This window comes from Allobranchiibius sp. GilTou73, from assembly GCF_021391335.1.
GTDB lineage: Bacteria > Actinomycetota > Actinomycetes > Actinomycetales > Dermatophilaceae > Allobranchiibius > Allobranchiibius huperziae.
Genome location: NZ_CP090051.1, coordinates 1,836,320 through 1,851,683, shown reverse-complemented (window position 1 = coordinate 1,851,683; position 15,364 = coordinate 1,836,320). Strand labels below are relative to the sequence as shown.

General features: G+C 70.2%; 13 protein-coding genes and 1 tRNA gene. 7 read left to right on the top strand and 7 right to left on the bottom strand.

Going from position 1 to position 15,364, the window contains the following annotated elements; all coding sequences use genetic code 11:
• Positions 1–234: 234 nt before the first annotated feature.
• Positions 235–1,155 carry a hypothetical protein gene (locus LVQ62_RS09305; protein ID WP_233761071.1) on the top strand — a complete coding sequence of 307 codons (921 nt, stop codon included), beginning with the start codon at positions 235–237 and terminating at the stop codon, positions 1,153–1,155.
• Between the two features lie 220 nt (positions 1,156–1,375).
• Here LVQ62_RS09305 and malQ read toward each other — a convergent pair whose 3' ends face one another.
• A complete protein-coding gene (gene malQ, locus LVQ62_RS09300; protein WP_233761068.1) occupies positions 1,376–3,490 on the bottom strand; it encodes a 4-alpha-glucanotransferase in 2,115 nt (704 codons plus the stop codon).
• A gap of 76 nt (positions 3,491–3,566) precedes the next feature.
• Here malQ and LVQ62_RS09295 point away from each other — a divergent pair, with 76 nt between their 5' ends.
• From LVQ62_RS09295 to LVQ62_RS09285, 3 genes are read left to right on the top strand one after another with little or no spacing between them, the layout of a single operon-like run.
• Positions 3,567–4,481 (top strand): mechanosensitive ion channel family protein, encoded by a 915-nt coding sequence (locus LVQ62_RS09295; protein WP_233761066.1) that lies wholly within the window; start codon positions 3,567–3,569, stop codon positions 4,479–4,481.
• Between the two features lie 23 nt (positions 4,482–4,504).
• The gene (locus LVQ62_RS09290; protein WP_233761065.1) at positions 4,505–4,900 is read left to right on the top strand and encodes a globin; all 396 of its coding nucleotides are present in this window, start codon (positions 4,505–4,507) and stop codon (positions 4,898–4,900) included.
• Positions 4,887–6,563 carry a glycoside hydrolase family 13 protein gene (locus LVQ62_RS09285; RefSeq protein ID WP_233761064.1) on the top strand — a complete coding sequence of 559 codons (1,677 nt, stop codon included), beginning with the start codon at positions 4,887–4,889 and terminating at the stop codon, positions 6,561–6,563. The genes LVQ62_RS09290 and LVQ62_RS09285 overlap by 14 nt, the downstream gene beginning before the upstream one ends.
• Here the strand turns inward: LVQ62_RS09285 and LVQ62_RS09280 are convergent.
• Both LVQ62_RS09280 and LVQ62_RS09275 read right to left on the bottom strand, forming a co-directional pair.
• Positions 6,560–7,192, bottom strand: a complete 633-nt coding sequence (locus LVQ62_RS09280; protein ID WP_233761063.1) for a hypothetical protein — start codon at positions 7,190–7,192, stop codon at positions 6,560–6,562. The two genes, LVQ62_RS09285 and LVQ62_RS09280, sit on opposite strands and share 4 nt — an antisense overlap.
• Positions 7,193–7,203: 11 nt before the next feature.
• Entirely contained in the window at positions 7,204–7,662 is a 459-nt protein-coding gene (locus LVQ62_RS09275; protein WP_179481831.1) for a thioesterase family protein, read from the bottom strand.
• A 54-nt stretch (positions 7,663–7,716) separates the two neighbouring features.
• On the opposite strand from LVQ62_RS09275, the gene LVQ62_RS09270 reads away from it, so the two are divergent.
• Positions 7,717–8,685 carry an acyl-CoA thioesterase II gene (locus LVQ62_RS09270; RefSeq protein ID WP_233761062.1) on the top strand — a complete coding sequence of 323 codons (969 nt, stop codon included), beginning with the start codon at positions 7,717–7,719 and terminating at the stop codon, positions 8,683–8,685.
• 55 nt (positions 8,686–8,740) lie between these two features.
• Positions 8,741–9,337 (top strand): GNAT family N-acetyltransferase, encoded by a 597-nt coding sequence (locus LVQ62_RS09265; protein WP_233761061.1) that lies wholly within the window; start codon positions 8,741–8,743, stop codon positions 9,335–9,337.
• 100 nt (positions 9,338–9,437) lie between these two features.
• Here the strand turns inward: LVQ62_RS09265 and ettA are convergent, their stop codons facing one another.
• From ettA to LVQ62_RS09245, 4 genes are all read right to left on the bottom strand, one after another.
• Positions 9,438–11,120 carry an energy-dependent translational throttle protein EttA gene (gene ettA, locus LVQ62_RS09260; RefSeq protein WP_233761060.1) on the bottom strand — a complete coding sequence of 561 codons (1,683 nt, stop codon included), beginning with the start codon at positions 11,118–11,120 and terminating at the stop codon, positions 9,438–9,440.
• A 48-nt stretch (positions 11,121–11,168) separates the two neighbouring features.
• Positions 11,169–11,636: a single-stranded DNA-binding protein gene (locus tag LVQ62_RS09255; protein WP_233761059.1), complete on the bottom strand. Its 468-nt coding sequence runs from the start codon at positions 11,634–11,636 to the stop codon at positions 11,169–11,171.
• A gap of 137 nt (positions 11,637–11,773) precedes the next feature.
• Entirely contained in the window at positions 11,774–13,417 is a 1,644-nt protein-coding gene (locus LVQ62_RS09250; RefSeq protein WP_233761057.1) for a GTPase, read from the bottom strand.
• Positions 13,414–15,126: a dynamin family protein gene (locus LVQ62_RS09245; RefSeq protein ID WP_233761055.1), complete on the bottom strand. Its 1,713-nt coding sequence runs from the start codon at positions 15,124–15,126 to the stop codon at positions 13,414–13,416. Before LVQ62_RS09245 ends, LVQ62_RS09250 begins: the two co-directional genes overlap by 4 nt.
• Before the next feature lie 79 nt (positions 15,127–15,205).
• Here LVQ62_RS09245 and LVQ62_RS09240 point away from each other — a divergent pair.
• Positions 15,206–15,279, top strand: a tRNA-Arg gene (locus tag LVQ62_RS09240).
• Positions 15,280–15,364: the final 85 nt, after the last annotated feature.

Here is a 15,364-nt window from a genome sequence, read left to right as displayed (position 1 = left end):
GTAAAGGACCGCGCGGCGCCGTTGTCGGCGTCCGGGGCACACGGCATCACTTAAGAGGGACCGCGCGGCGCCGTTGTCGGCGTCCGGGGCACACGGCATCACTTATGAGGGACCGCGCGGCGTCGTTTCTGATCGCGGGATCGATTGTCCACATCCCCCACTTCGATGGCTGTCCGTCCACTGCCCCTCGGATGATGCTGCCGCGAAACCGTCGCGTGGCGCCATCGTGAGTGGATGCCGACGATCGCGCCAGGGATTCCGTTCACGCGCCGGCAGGGCCTGCAGTCGGGCTTGACGGAGGCCGAGCTGTTCGGCCCTGGATACGTGCGTCTGTACCGCGGGTGCTTCGTGTCCGCACTGCCCCGGCCGACGCTGGCGACGCAGCTCCGGGCAGCCATGCTGCTCGCTCCCGACAAGGCCTTCGTCACCCATGAGAGCGCGGCGCAGTTGTACGCCGGAGCTGTCCCGGAATCTGCAGACGTGCATCTCGGCACACTGACCGGCAGCCGCAGCAAACGTGACGGGATCACGCTGCACCGATATGCCGACCTGCCGCCGATGCGAACGATGCACGGACTGACGACGACAACGCCGGAACGGACCTTCGTCGACCTGGCTGAGCGACTTCCACTGCTCGACCTCGTCGTCCTCGGAGATTCGCTTCTGCGGCGGCGCGTGACGACGCGGGAACGTCTCACGGAATCGACGATGTCGACGGTGTCGTCCCGGGGCATCCGGGCCGCTCGACGTGCGGCCACCTTCGTCCGGGACGGGGTGGACTCACCCCAGGAGAGCCGGCTGCGGATGCTCCTCGTGCTCGCGGGGCTGCCTGAACCTGCCATCAATGTCGTCCTGCGCGATCCCGACGGAGAGGTGCGGCGTCGTCTCGACCTTGGGTACCTGGAGCAACAGCTGGCTGTCGAGTACGACGGGCGTCAGCACATCACCAGCGACGAGGCCTGGCGCGCCGATCTTCGCCGGCGTGAGGAATTGGGCAACGACGGCTGGACGATCGTCGTGGTGACGGCTCACGACCTACGCCACGATCCCGCGGGCACGATCAGGCGCGTGAAGGAAGCGATGACGGCGTGCGGCATGCGCGTGCCAAGGACCCGCGACGACTGGCGCCGACACTTCCCGGCGTCGCGCAGTTAGATCCTTCCTCTGACCCCACGAGGGACCGCGCGGCGCCGCTGTGAGGTCCTGGCCGCGCGGCGTCGCCCACAAGGGACCGCGCGCTGCCCTTATGCGGTCCGGGGTGCGCAGCATCCGCCCACAAGGGACCGCGCGGCGCCGCTGTGAGGTCCAGGCCGCGCGGCGTCCCCCACAAGGGACCGCGCGGCGCCGTCGTACGGCGAAACGCCCGGGCGGACGGTCAGCGTTCGCGCTGGGTGACGCAGCGGATCAGTCGTTTGGCCCGCCGCGACACCATCAGCTGGTCCAGCCTCACCGCGTTGCCGCTGCCGTCCGCAAGGGGCAGTCGCCAGTTGGGGTACTCGTCGTGGGTGCCCGGCTGATTGATCGTGCGCATGTCGCCGACCAGGTCGTTGACCGAGACGCCGAGCATCTTGCTGGGCGACCAGGTCAGGAAGCGGTGCAGCGCGTCGACCTGGTCCTCGATCGACGCGCGTTCGCCGAGCAGGCCGCGAGTGCGCAGCACCGACAGGACGGCCTCGCGCTGCGCGTCGTCCTGGGCGATCTCCTCCTCCAGCGGCTGGGTCAGCAGGTTGAGGCTGTGCCGGACGCTGATGTGCTCGCCCTGCAGATACCCGGCCGTCGGCGGCAGGTCGTGGGTCGTGACGCTGGCGAGGCAGAGCTGACGGTAGGTCTCCGGCGGCAATGGCGCGCCGTCCTTGTCGCGCTCGAACCACAGGATCGAGGTGCCGAGGATGCCGCGTTCGGCCAGGTAGTCACGCACCCAGCCCTCGACGGTGCCGAGGTCCTCGCCGATCACGACGGCGCCGGCACGGTGCGCCTCCAGCGCCAGGATGCCGACCATCGCCTCGTGGTCGTAGCGCACGTAGGTGCCCTTGGTGGGCGACTCGCCGCGGGGCACCCACCAGAGCCGGAAGAGGCCGAGGATGTGGTCGACCCGCAGCCCACCGGACATCGACAGGGCCGTGCGGATCATCTCCCGATAGGGCAGGTACGCCTGCTCGGCAAGGCGATTGGGTCGCCACGGCGGCTGGCTCCAGTCCTGCCCGAGCTGGTTGTAATCGTCCGGGGGCGCGCCGACGCTGATGTCGCGCGCCAGCACGTCGCCCAGCGCCCAGGCATCGGCGCCCGACGGGTGGACGCCCACCGCGAGATCCGCGACCACGCCGACGCCCATGCCCGCGCTGCGCAGCTCGGCCTGCGCGTCGGCGAGCTGCCGCTGCGCGATCCACTGCAGCCAGCACTGGAACTCCACTTCGGTCGCGAGTCGCTCACGCTCGGCGCGTACGGCATCGGACCGGGGGTCGTGCAGCTCCTTCGGCCACTCCTGCCAGGGCAGACCGCGATCGAGCACGAGCGCGCACCAGGTGGCGTAGTCGAGCAGTCCGTCGCCCTCGTCGGCGCAGAACTGCTCGAACTCCCGCACCCGGCGGTGGGTGCGCGGCACCCGGAAGAGCATCCGCAGCGCTGCTTCCTTGGCCGTCCAGCACCCGTCGCGGTCCAGCTGCTCCAGATTGTTCAGCCGCCGCGCGTCGTCGCCGTGCCACTCGATCAACTGATGCTCCGCGGCCGACAGGTAGCCGATCTCGAGGACCTCCTCCACCCGGATGTACATCGGGTTGACGAACCGCCGCGTCGTCGGGAGGTACGGCGACGGCTCCATCGGGGCGATCGGCTCGGCCGCGTGCACCGGGTTGACGAGCACGAAATCGGCGCCGTTGCGAGCGGCCCAGGTGCCGAGCTCGGCCAGGTCGGCAGCGTCTCCGATGCCCCAACTGCGAGCGCTGCGAACGCCGTATAGCTGCGCCTGCAGTCCCCAGGCGCGGTCGGTACGCAGCGCCGCGGGCAGCGCGAGCCGGGCGGGGGTGACGATGACCGTCGTACGGTGCTCGTCCTCGCCTGTGCGCACGACGAGGCGGTGATAGCCGAGGGGCAGCGACGCCGGCATCACCACGGTCGCCTCGCCCGTCAGGACGCCGTCGACCTTACGAGGGTCGACCCAGTGGTCGGCCTGCGCGATGTCCTGCTCGGCGCCGTCCTCCAGTTCGATGCGGGCAGAAAGGCTTTCGCCGTCCGGTAGATGCACCGGCACCCACGACTCGGTGCCCTTGCGCACCATGACGACCGTGGGGAGCACCAGGCGCCAAGTGCCGTCTGCTGCCACCCGCAGCGCCTCGGTGACCGCCGCGTCGTCGGAGACGTCGACGCCGAGCGCCGTCAGCACCGCGGCGATCGTGGAGTCGGAGACGGTGACGTGGTTGTCCTTCCAGTCCCGATACTCGGTGGCAACACCATGCGCGCGGGCGAGTTGCGCCAGCGGAGACCCCTCGGACATGGCGGCAGTCTTGCAGAGCGGCCGCCGGGGTCCGCCGACTTGGGTCGGGCGACCCCTGGCAGTCACACTGACGGCCATGGCATTCGTGCACCTCGTGACCGACGCCGACCACAGCGGCTGGGGCCTGCTGCTCGGCACACCCATCACCATCGCGGGCATCGTCATCGGTGCGATGGTCCTGCGCTGGTTGGTGCACCGGGCGATCCGGCGCGCTGTCGAGGTGATGGAGGCCCGATCTCACGAGCGCACCGTGGCCACCCGCCGGTCCGGCCGGGTCATCCGGCAGGCCGCGGGCCTGGACAGCGAACGACGTAAGCAGCGAGCGGCGACCACCGCATCGCTGCTGCGGTCGGTGTCCACCCTCGTCATCTACGGCATCGCCGCGATGATGGTGATGGCCGAGCTCGGAGTGCCGCTCGCTCCCCTGCTCGCCTCCGCCGGCGTCGGCGGTGTCGCGCTCGGGTTCGGCGCGCAGAGTCTGGTGCGTGACTTCCTGTCCGGGATCTTCATGATCATGGAGGACCAGTACGGCGTCGGCGACGTCATCGACACCGGTCAGGCCATCGGCACCGTCGAGGAGGTCACGCTGCGCATCACGCGGGTGCGAGACGCCGACGGGGTGGTCTGGTACGTACGCAACGGCGAGATCCTGCGGATCGGCAACAAGTCGCAGGGCTGGGCCACGACCACGATCGACCTGCCCATCGCCTACGACCAGAGCGTCGAGAAGGCGCTGCGCACCCTGCGGGAGGTGACCGAGCGTATCGACGATGAATCTCCCTGGAAGGAGAAGCTGTTGGAGACTCCACTGGTGGCCGGGGTGGAGTCGGTGACCGGCGGGAGCGTCACCCTGCGAATCATCGCCAAGTGCGTGCCGGGCGAGCAGTACGCCGTGTCGCGTGAGATCCGCGAGCGGGCCAAGGTAGGGCTGGACGCCGCGGGCATCGCCGCGCCCCAGCTGCCGCCGTACACCGCCGTCCCCCCGCGCTGATGTCGGCTGACAGACTGCAGGACATGCCCGAGCCCGATCTTCAGACCTTCTACGCGCAGGTGGGAGGGCATGAGACCTTCGCCAAACTCGTGCACGAGTTCTATCGCGGCGTCGCCTCCGACCCGCCCTTGCGTGCGCTCTACCCCGAGGAGGATCTGGCGCCCGCGGAGGACCGACTGCGCGGCTTCCTCGAGCAGTACTGGGGCGGACCCACGACCTACAGCGAAGAGCGTGGCCACCCGCGGCTGCGGATGCGGCACATGCCGTTCAGCGTCACTCCGGCGCAGCGCGACCGCTGGATCCTGCACATGATGGCCGCCGTCGACACACTCGACCTGGACCAGACCCACGACCTCCTGCTGCGTGACTACCTCACGCGAGCTGCCTACTCCCTGGTGAATTCCCTTGACGCTGAATAAGACTCAACCCTGGTGGCGGACGGCCGTCATCTACCAGATCTACCCGCGGTCCTGGGCCGACGCGGACGGCAACGGCGTCGGCGACCTGCCCGGCATCGTGCGTCGACTCCCCTACCTGCGCGACCTGGGCGTCGACGCCGTGTGGCTCTCGCCGTTCTACACCTCGCCGCAGGCGGACGCCGGCTACGACGTGGCGGACTACTACGACGTCGACCCGCTCTTCGGTGACCTGTCGGACGCGGACCGGCTCGTCGCCACCGCACACGAGCTGGGCCTGAAACTCGTCGTGGATCTCGTGCCGAACCACACCTCCGACGAACACGCGTGGTTCAAGGCCGCATTGGTGGCGGCGCCCGGTTCACCCGAGCGTGCCCGCTACATGTTCCGTGACGGGCGCGGCGCGGACGGCGCGCAGCCGCCGAACAACTGGCAGAGCATGTTCGGGGGTCCGGCGTGGCAGCGCGTCGTCGAGGCCGACGGCTCGCCCGGCCAGTGGTACCTGCACCTCTTCGATCGCAAACAGCCCGATCTGAACTGGGACAACCCGCAAGTGCGCGAGGAGTTCGAGCGCGTCCTGCGTTTCTGGCTCGACCGCGGTGTGGACGGCTTCCGGGTCGACGTCGCGCACGGCCTGGCCAAGGTGGAAGGCCTGCCGGACTGGAGCGGGGCCATGCACATGGCGGACGGCCGTCAGCAGCAGCGCGCCCCGATGTGGGACCAACCCGGCGTGCACGAGATCTACCGCTCATGGCGCGCCGTCCTGGACACCTACGACGTCGCCGACGCGGCGTCGGCGGCCGACCCGGGCGACGGCCGGATGATGTGCGCGGAGGCGTGGGTCGTGCCGGCGGAGAACCTGGCCAAGTACGTGCGATCTGATGAGTTCCACCAGGCGTTCAACTTCGAGTTCCTCGAAAGCCCCTGGGGCGCAGAGGCGTTGAGGGACGTGATCGACCGTACGTCGGACGCGAACGCCGCGGTCGGCGCACCGACCACCTGGGTGCTGTCCAACCACGACGTGGTCCGTCACGCGACCCGGCTGGGTCTACCCGCGGGCGCGGAGAAGCTCAACGGCATCGGCGCCGACGACCCCCAGCCCGACGCCGAAGTCGGACTGCGCCGTGCGCGGGCGGCCACCGCGCTGATGCTCGCCCTGCCCGGAGGTGCCTACCTCTATCAGGGCGAGGAACTGGGGCTGCCGGACCACACGACGATGCCGGACGAGGCTCGGCAGGACCCGACGTACGCGCGTACCCAGCACAAGGACAAGGGTCGCGACGGGTGCCGGGTGCCGATGCCGTGGGAGAAGGACGCCCCCGCCGACGGCTTCAACGACACCGGCCGGCTGTGGCTGCCGCAGCCTGCGGTGTACGCCGAGCTGGCCGTGGACCAGCAGGACGGGGTGGCCGGTTCCACACTCGAGCTCTACCGCACCTTGCTGCGGCTGCGTCGCGAACACGACCTGGCCACAGGCGAACTGCACTGGGTGACGGTCGAGCCCGACGTGCTGGTCTTCGACAACGGCGCCGTGCGGTCGATCACCAACTTCGGGTCGACGCCGTACCCGGTGCCGACCGGGTGGTCGGTCGCCGTCGCCAGCCGCTCGCTGCAGGACGGCGCGGTGCCGGTGGACACGACCGTCTGGACGACGCGCGACGCCTAGCGGCTGAGCACGTGGCCGGTGGGGGTGGTCACGCGGTGCCAGCGTCCGGCGGTGAAGACCTGCGCACTGTCACCGACCAGGAAGCCCAGCGCATACGCCGCGAACGCCACCGACCCGGGCAGCGTGTCGGCGCGCTCGCCCGGCAGGGGCCGACCCCAGACACGCCGCCGCAGGTCCTCCACGGCCGCAGCGCCGGACCCGGACGGGACGCCCTGGGCGATCTCCGCGATCCCCTGCTGCGCGATCTCCCTCAGCTCACTGATCGCGATCGAGCCGGCCGGTGACCAGCCCCCTCGCGGAGGACTCACCGACGCCCACGACGCGCGTACCTCCTGGGGGGGGATGTCCAGCCGCATGCCGGCGGATTGCCGCGCCAACCGGTCACCGACCGCGGCGACCGGCACGACGGTGTCGACCTCCGCGGGTTCGGACAGGGCGAGCACGCGCAGCCCGAGCGTGGTGCCCTGGCCGGAGAGCTCGCGGGAGGACTGCACTCCGACCCACACCGCGAGCGACTGCCCGCCGGCCTGCAGGCGCACGGCGCCGTCGGCGTCCAGCGCCTTGGCCCGCGCGCAGTAGGTGGCCAGATCGGAGCGGGTCTGCTCGTCTGCCAACTGCACAACGGGCATGCTGCCCACGCTCAGGTGTGGTCGACGGGACGGCGCTTCAGCGCGACCGGCGGACCGGCGTACTGCTGCAGGATCTTGCGGGCACTCTCGGTCAGGCGTGTCGGGCGCTGGGTGTCCATGTCGAACGCGACCTGGGTCGTCTCGGCGGACGCGAAAACCTCTGTGCTGTCCGGGGTTTCACGCACCTCGTAGCCCAGATCGAACGACGCGCCCGCGATCCGGGTGACCCACGTCGTGATGCAGATCGGCTCGTGGCGGTAGTGCAGCTGTCGCAGGTAGTCGATCTCGGCGCGCGCGATCAGCAGCCGGGGCCGCTCGTGCGCCTCGTCCGAACCGTCGAACCACTCGTTGAAGGCGAGGATCCGCGCCTCCTCCAGCAGGCGCAGGAACTGCACGTTGTTCACGTGACGCAGAGCGTCCATGTCTGACCAGCGCAGGGGCACACTGACGTGGAAGAGGGGGTTCGGCATACGTCGATTATCCGTATGCCGGGCGGGTGCGACCCGCTGGGTAGAGTCACCCGGGTGACCGACGCCGATGAGATCAGTGCCATCAGTGCGGAGCAGGCCGAGCGGGACCCCGTCGGGTCGTTGCTCGAGGTGCTCGATCTGAAGCCGGTGGGCACCGCCAGTTTCCGGCCCGAGACGGCGCCCGGCGCGGGAGACGAGGCCGATCTGTCGGAGCGGACCCTGGACGTCTTCGTCGGGCGCAGCCAGGTCACTCCGCACGGCCGCGCGTTCGGTGGTCAGGTGCTCGCGCAGAGCGTCATTGCCGCCGGTCGCAGCACCCCGCAGGACCGCCAGATCCACTCGCTGCACGCGTATTTCGTGCGCCCGGGCGACTCGGCGCACCCGATCCGCTTCGCCGTGGAGAACCTGCGCGACGGCAACTCGTTCTCGGTACGCAGGGTGCACGCGATGCAGTACGGCAACACGATCCTGTCGGCCACGCTGTCCTTCCAGCGGCCGGCCGACGGCCTGGATCACCAAGCCGAGATGCCGTCGGCGCCCGACCCCGAGCGGGCCTGGACCACCGAGCAGGAGTTGCAGGGCATCGACCACCCGTCGGCACACCACTGGCGCCGGCGGGCGCTGGACGTCCGCAACGTCGAGGGCGCGCTCTATGTGCACCCCAGCAGGCAGCGGTCGGCCCACCAGATGGTGTGGATGAAATCGCTGCGCGACCTGCCGGACGACCCACTGCTGCACGCCGCGGTCTTCGCCTACGCCTCGGACTACTCGCTGCTGGAGTCGGTGTTGCGCCGACACGGGCTCGTGTGGTCCTCCCCCGGGTTGCGCCCGGCGTCACTGGACCACGCCATGTGGTTCCACCGGCCCGGCCGCATCGACGACTGGGTGCTCTATCAGCAGGAGTCGCCGTCGGCCTCGGGCGGACGCGGCCTCGGGCTCGGCAAGCTCTTCGGCGTCGACGGCACCCTGATCTGCTCGGTCGCCCAGGAGGGCATGGTCCGGGTCAAACCGCGTCCCGAATAGCACCACGGCGACCCCTGCGACCGCCTCGAAGCATCGTTCTGCCAGGGTGATCGGCATGGCTGCCGGACGACTGGACCCCATCACGCTGACCGGGCGCCTCGTGCGGCTCGAGCCGCTGTCCCCCGACCACCTCGACGGGCTGATCGAGGCCTCCGAGGACGGGCAGATGTACGACCGCTGGTACACCAGCATCGCGAGTCCCGACGACATGGCCGCCGACGTGCAGCACCGCCTCGACCTGCAGGCGAGCGGTTTCGTGCTGCCGTTCACCACCATCCGGCAGTCCGACGGAGCGGTGCTCGGCGGCACGACGTTCTACGACATCCAGCTCGACGTGCCGCGGGTGTCGATCGGCTACACCTGGAACCGCGCGTCCGCGCACGGCACGGGCAGCAACCCCGAGAGCAAGCTGCTGCTGATGACGTACGCGTTCGAGACGCTGGGCGTGGAATGCGTGCGGTACGAGACCAGTTGGATGAACACCCAGTCACAGGCCGCCATCGAGCGCCTCGGTGCGCGGCGGGACGGCGTGCTGCGCGCCGACAAGCGCGAGCGCACCGGCGCCCTGCGCGACACGGTCGTCTACTCGGTCCTCGCGCACGAGTGGCCGTCGGTGAAGAACGGTCTGGAGCACCGCCTCCGCCACCGCTGACCCCGGCGGGGGTGCAGACATGGTCGAGGGGTGGGGCTGTAGCCCCACCCCTCGACCATGTTCCTACCCCTCGATGGGGAGGTCTGCGTCCGGTGCCCGCTCAGTCGCGGGTGAGGCGACGGTGGGTGACCCGGTGCGGGCGGGCCGCCTCGACACCGAGCCGCTCGACCTTGTTCTCCTCGTACGCGTCGAAGTTGCCCTCGAACCAGTACCAGCTGGCCGGGTTCTCCTCGGTGCCCTCGTAGGCCAGGATGTGCGTCGCCACCCGGTCCAGGAACCACCGGTCGTGGCTGATGACCACGGCGCAGCCGGGGAATTCCAGCAGCGCGTTCTCCAGCGACCCGAGCGTCTCCACGTCCAGGTCGTTGGTGGGCTCGTCGAGCAGCAGCAGGTTGCCGCCCTCCTTGAGGGTCAGCGCCAGGTTGAGGCGGTTGCGCTCCCCGCCGGAGAGGACGCCGGCCTTCTTCTGCTGGTCCGGGCCCTTGAATCCGAACTGCGACACGTAGGCGCGTGAGGGGATCTCGACCTTGCCGACCTTCATGTAGTCCAATCCGTCGGACACGACCTCCCAGAGGGACTTCTCCGAATCGAGGCCGCCACGGCTCTGGTCGACGTAGGAGATGTCGACGGTCTCGCCGATCTTCACCGACCCGCTGTCCGGCTCTTCCAGACCGACGATGGTCTTGAAGAGGGTGGTCTTGCCGACGCCGTTCGGGCCGATGACGCCCACGATGCCGTTGCGCGGCAGCGTGAAGGAGAGGCCGTCGATGAGCACCCGCTCGCCGAAGCCCTTCTTCAGGTCCTTGACCTCGATGACCTGAGCACCGAGGCGCGGGCCCGGCGGGATCTGGATCTCCTCGAAGTCCAGCTTGCGGGTGCGGTCGGCCTCGGCGGCCATCTCCTCGTAGCGGGCGAGGCGGGCCTTGTTCTTGACCTGGCGGGCCTTGGCGTTCGAGCGCACCCACTCCAGCTCGGACTTCAGACGACGAGCGAGCTTGGCGTCCTTCTTGCCCTGGACCTGCAGGCGCTCCTGCTTCTTCTCCAGGTACGTCGAGTAGTTGCCCTCGTAGGGGTAGAGCCGGCCGCGGTCGACCTCGGCGATCCACTGGGCCACGTTGTCCAGGAAGTACCGGTCGTGGGTCACGGCCAGGACGGTGCCGGGGTAGGCCGCCAGGTGCTGCTCCAGCCAGTTCACCGACTCGGCGTCGAGGTGGTTGGTGGGCTCGTCGAGCAGCAACAGGTCGGGCTTGCTGAGCAGCAGCTTGCAGAGCGCGACGCGGCGTCGTTCACCACCGGACAGGACGGTGACGTCCGCGTCACCGGGAGGGCACTGCAGCGCGTCCATCGCCTGCTCGAGCTGGGAGTCCAGATCCCAGGCGTTGGCGGCGTCGATCTTCTCCTGCAGCGTGCCCATCTCGGCCATCAGGGCGTCGAAGTCGGCGTCCGGGGCGGACATCAGCTCGGAGATCTCGTTGAACCGGTCTAGATCGTCCTTGATCTGACCCATGCCCTCCTCGACGTTGCCGCGCACGTCCTTCTCCTCGTTCAACGGCGGCTCCTGCAGCAGGATGCCGACGCTGAAACCGGGCGAGAGGCGGGCCTCCCCGTTGGAGGGCTGGTCGAGCCCGGCCATGATCTTCAGGATGGTGGACTTGCCGGCGCCGTTGGGGCCGACGACGCCGATCTTGGCGCCGGGGTAGAACGACATCGAGACGTCGTCGAGGATGACCTTGTCGCCGACCGCCTTGCGCGCCTTGGTCATTGTGTAGATGAACTCAGCCATGCCCGGAAGGCTAGTCGCGGCGCGCACTGCGACCGAATCGGCCGGTGCTTAGGCGGCCGACTGCGCACCGTCCGCGTCGGTGCCGTCGGTCAGGGTCACCGGTCCAAGCGCCTCCGTGGGCTCACCCGGCGCGCCCTGCCCGGGCGGCGCCGAGCGGCTCACCCGCCGGAAGCTGCCCTCGCCGAACGCCAGATCGTGGCCCACGTGGTGCGCCGTGACCTCCGGCGCCGAGCGCGCCTGGCCGTTGGTCGCGGTCCACTCGTTGATCCGCAGCACCCCACGCACGATCACCGGGTCGCCCTTGCGCAGGCACCCGTCCAGGTGCCTGGCCAGCTGCTTCCACGCCACGACCCGATAGAAGCTCGCCGCGCCGTCGACGTACCCGCCGGACCCCTGGTCGTAGCGGCGTTCGTTGACCGCCACCCGGAAGGACAGGAAATGTTCGCCGGTCCTCGTCTGGTGACGCTGCGGGTCCAATGAGACGTTCCCGGTCAGCGTGATCTCCACCTCGTTCATGCCCACTCCCCTCGCAGGACACCGGGAGGTGCCCGTTTGCGACGAGAGTGCGCCCACGGAGGGCGAGCGGTGAAGGCGGGCAGACGGGCCGTGTGGACGACGAGTCACCACCTGACGGGGATGTGGACGACGCGGGCTCAGCCCGCGGCCGCCTCCAGATGCACTCGCGTCTGGCGATGATCGTTGAGGACGACCGCGACGGGGTCGGTGATCTGCCGTGCCGCGACGACGCTGATCTCCTGCCGCATCCGCGCTCCGACCACCCTGCTGCGATGGGCCGCACCCCGCCGTGCGATCCATCGGGACAGCGACGCCAGCACCAACCCGGCGAGCAGACCGAGCACGAGCATGAGCAGCGGGATCGGGACGATCCCCACCGTCGGGGGGTCCAGATGGATCTGCCCGAAAGCCAGCACCGAGAGCGACACGAGCCACAACAGCCCGAGCACAGCCACGATCGCGAAGAGCCACTGCAGCACGGCGACGACCGACCACCAGCCCGGATCGCGGCCCCGCAGCGGCACGCCCATCACGGCGCGGTCCAGCTCGTCGTACAGCTTCTCGTCGGGCGCCGCTGCGTCCTGCACGGCGTCCGCCCAGGGTTGCGGCAGTCCCACGGACGCCAGCTGCGCCAAATCGCGACTGGCCACGTCCACCGCCGCCCGCGACGCCGGTGTGGGCGGGGGCAGCGACGAGCGGCCGAGCACGGTGCTGCTCTCGTGCCGGCTGAGGCCGCCCTTCACGATCTTGTCGAGGCCGAGGCGGGACAACGGGGCGGGGCGCAGCCTGGTGATCCACCGGGTGAACGGCCAGCCGCCGCGCTGGGTGGACCGCATGAAGTAGTCGCGCCCGACGGCGTCGAGAACGACGGGTACGCCGGCCGCCTGCGCCAGGGCTCGGTCCAACTCGGGCCCGGCGTCCTGCACCGGCGGCTCGGTGTCGGAGACATGCGGGCGCAGCCCGGTGGCGTGGACCGTGAGATCTCCGAGGAGCCGCTGCTCGGCGGCGTTGCGCTGCTGCACGACCTGGGCGATCGCGGACACGACGTCGTCGACGCCGTGGCCGCGCGCGGCGGAGATGGGGATGATCCGCACGCCCGCCAACCCGTCGGCCACCAGCAGCCGCTTCAGGTCCGCGACGCACTCCCCGACCTCGGCGCGCTGCAGCAGGTCGACCTGGTTGAGGACGGCCAGGGTCACCGCGTCGTGCCCTGCGAGCCGGGAGATGTACTCGTCGTGCATGACGGCGTCGGCGTACTTCTGCGGGTCGGTGACCCACACGAAGACGTCGGCCAGCTCCAGCACGCGGTCGGCCTCGGCGCGGTGCTGCGCGACGTTGGAGTCGAAGTCGGGCAGGTCGAGCAGGATCATGCCGTCCAGATCCGCGGCACGCGGTGATCCGGCGGCGACCTGGTGCCGGGTCGAGACGCCCAGCCACTGCAGCAGGTCGGCGCTCGGCTCCTCGCCCCAGATGGCCGCAGCCGGTGAGGACGTCGTCGGGCGGCGGGCACCGATCCTCGAGATCGGTTCTCCTACCAGCGCATTGAAGAGCGTCGACTTCCCGGAGCCAGTGGCCCCGGCGAGAGCGACGACCGTACGCGAGCCGGTGAGCGCCGTACGCGCCCGCGCCTTCTCCAGCAACGCCCGGGCCTGCGCCACGTCGTGAGCGGGAAGCCGGGAGCCGCCGTGGTCGAGTGCCGCGGCGAGGTCCGCGCTGCGCTGGGCCAGCTGCTCGGCGGGGACGGGCGCGGCGGGCTTGTGCCGCCCCAGGATCGGCGTCACCGCCGTGCCGCCTTGAGCTCACCCATCGCCATACGCAGTCCGTCGTCCTGCGGCGCGATGCTCGCCCCGTCCTCCAGCACGCGCAGGTACCTCGCCTTCTCCTCGTCGTAGAGCTCACTGCTCAGGTCCAGCAGCCGCTTGCGGGCCCGAGCCGACAGCGTGCGCACGGCCTGGTCGCCGAAGAGCGCCTCGAGCAGCCGCTGGGCCACGACCGCCGATCCTCCGGCGATCCCCACCTCGGCGCCGCTCAGGCCGTAGGTCGCGGAGAACGCGATCAGCATCAGCATCACGGCCAGGCCGTTGACGCCGAAGGCGAGGAACCGTGCCGTCGTACGCTTGCCCGCGGCCTCGTCGCGCACCATCTGCAGTACCTCGCCCTGCCAGCGCCGCACCAACTCCTCGGCACGCTCGGTGAAATCGGGTGACAGCTGAGCTATCTCGGGGTGCGCTCCGATCAACTGCGCCCCTCCCGGGGTCAGCCGCCAACTGCGGGCGATGCCGTCGACCGCGGTCTGCCCGTGCGAGCGGACCAGCACCACGACCCCGGACTGCAGGGCCTCACCCAGCTCCTCGGCCGGCTGCGCCTTGCCCCGGCCGCGCAGGTACGCGGTCACCCGGTCCCGTGCGCGCCCGACGTGCTGCTCCAGCTGACGCAGCACCTCACCGGTGCCGACGAACTCGTGCCAGCGGGCCAGCACCTCGCCGCGCAGCAGCGAGCCGTCCTTCATGCCCTCGTCCACCCCGGCGGACGCCTCCGCGAACCCGTCGTCGACCTCCTTGCGCAATCGCGCGGCCCCCTCCGTCTGCGCCGCGATGCCGTCCTGCAGCGCACGAACCCGCTGCTGCAGGGAGTCCAGCGCACCGTCGAGGGTGCGTCGGATGACGATGTTGCGGGCCTGCGCGTCCGAGGCCAGGGAGTGCAGCCAGCTGCGCAGCCGGGCGACCTCCTCGTCGGGCAGACGCCCGTCCTCCAGCCCGGTCTCGATGATGGCGAAGACCGGTGACTGTCCGAGACCCTGCTCGGCGAGCATCCCCGCGAAGTGCGAGCGCACGTCCTCCATGGCGTCGGCGGGCACCCGGTTGAGAACGACCGCGACCGACGTCCCGCGCTCGGTGGCCTGGTGCAGCAGCTCCCAGGGGACGGCGTCGGCGTACCGGGCCGCCGTGGTGACGAAGATCCACAGGTCGGCCGCCGACATCAGCTGCCGGGCCAGGTCGCGGTTGGCCGAGACCACCGAGTCGATATCGGGCGCGTCGAGCAGCGCGACGCCCTGCGGCAGGCCTGCGGACGACACCAGGTGCAACGTGCCCGGGTCGGTGAGCTCGGTGTGCTCGCCGGTCAGACGTGCCAGTCCGGGCAACACCCGGTCTCCGGCGAACCAGCGTTCGTCGGCCGGGTTGTGCACCAGCGTGGAGGCCAGCGTCGTCGGACGCAGCACGCCGGACTTGGAGACATGTTCTCCGACAATGGAGTTGACGAGTGTCGACTTGCCGGCACCCGTCGAGCCGCCGACGACCGCCAGCAGCGGGGCGTCCAGGGACTTCGCGCGCGGGATCAGGTAGTCGTCCAGCTGTGCGAGCAGCTCCGAGCGCGTACGCCGCGTGGCGGAGACCCCCTCGACGTCCAGGGGCAGCGCAGTGCGCTCCACCTGAGTCCGCAGCGACTGCAGCGCGGGGAGCAGCACTGTCCCCTCGAGCGCTCGTGTCACCGGGCCAGCATCGCCTGTCGGGTCGGCATACTCAACTTGCCGGGCCGCGCCGACGTCCGCCCTACACTTGTCGGCGCTCGCCCCCGTAGCTCAGCTGGATAGAGCAAGGGCCTTCTAATCCCTAGGTCGCAGGTTCGAGTCCTGCCGGGGGCACGTATATGCGCTGGTCAAAGGCCCGCGCGGTCGATGGGCCGACCGCGCAGGCACCGAGGCCCCGCGAAAACCCCTCCACCACCGC

Excerpts from the sequence above, each read along its gene's own strand:
- malQ (WP_233761068.1), bottom strand. The coding sequence starts at position 3,490 with ATGTCCGAGGGGTCTCCGCTGGCGCAACTCGCCCGCGCGCATGGTGTT.
- LVQ62_RS09280 (WP_233761063.1), bottom strand. The coding sequence starts at position 7,192 with ATGCCCGTTGTGCAGTTGGCAGACGAGCAGACCCGCTCCGATCTGGCC.
- LVQ62_RS09255 (WP_233761059.1), bottom strand. The coding sequence starts at position 11,636 with ATGAACGAGGTGGAGATCACGCTGACCGGGAACGTCTCATTGGACCCG.
- ettA (WP_233761060.1), bottom strand. The coding sequence starts at position 11,120 with ATGGCTGAGTTCATCTACACAATGACCAAGGCGCGCAAGGCGGTCGGC.
- LVQ62_RS09305 (WP_233761071.1), top strand. The coding sequence starts at position 235 with ATGCCGACGATCGCGCCAGGGATTCCGTTCACGCGCCGGCAGGGCCTG.
- LVQ62_RS09295 (WP_233761066.1), top strand. The coding sequence starts at position 3,567 with ATGGCATTCGTGCACCTCGTGACCGACGCCGACCACAGCGGCTGGGGC.
- LVQ62_RS09275 (WP_179481831.1), bottom strand. The coding sequence starts at position 7,662 with ATGCCGAACCCCCTCTTCCACGTCAGTGTGCCCCTGCGCTGGTCAGAC.
- LVQ62_RS09265 (WP_233761061.1), top strand. The coding sequence starts at position 8,741 with ATGGCTGCCGGACGACTGGACCCCATCACGCTGACCGGGCGCCTCGTG.
- LVQ62_RS09290 (WP_233761065.1), top strand. The coding sequence starts at position 4,505 with ATGCCCGAGCCCGATCTTCAGACCTTCTACGCGCAGGTGGGAGGGCAT.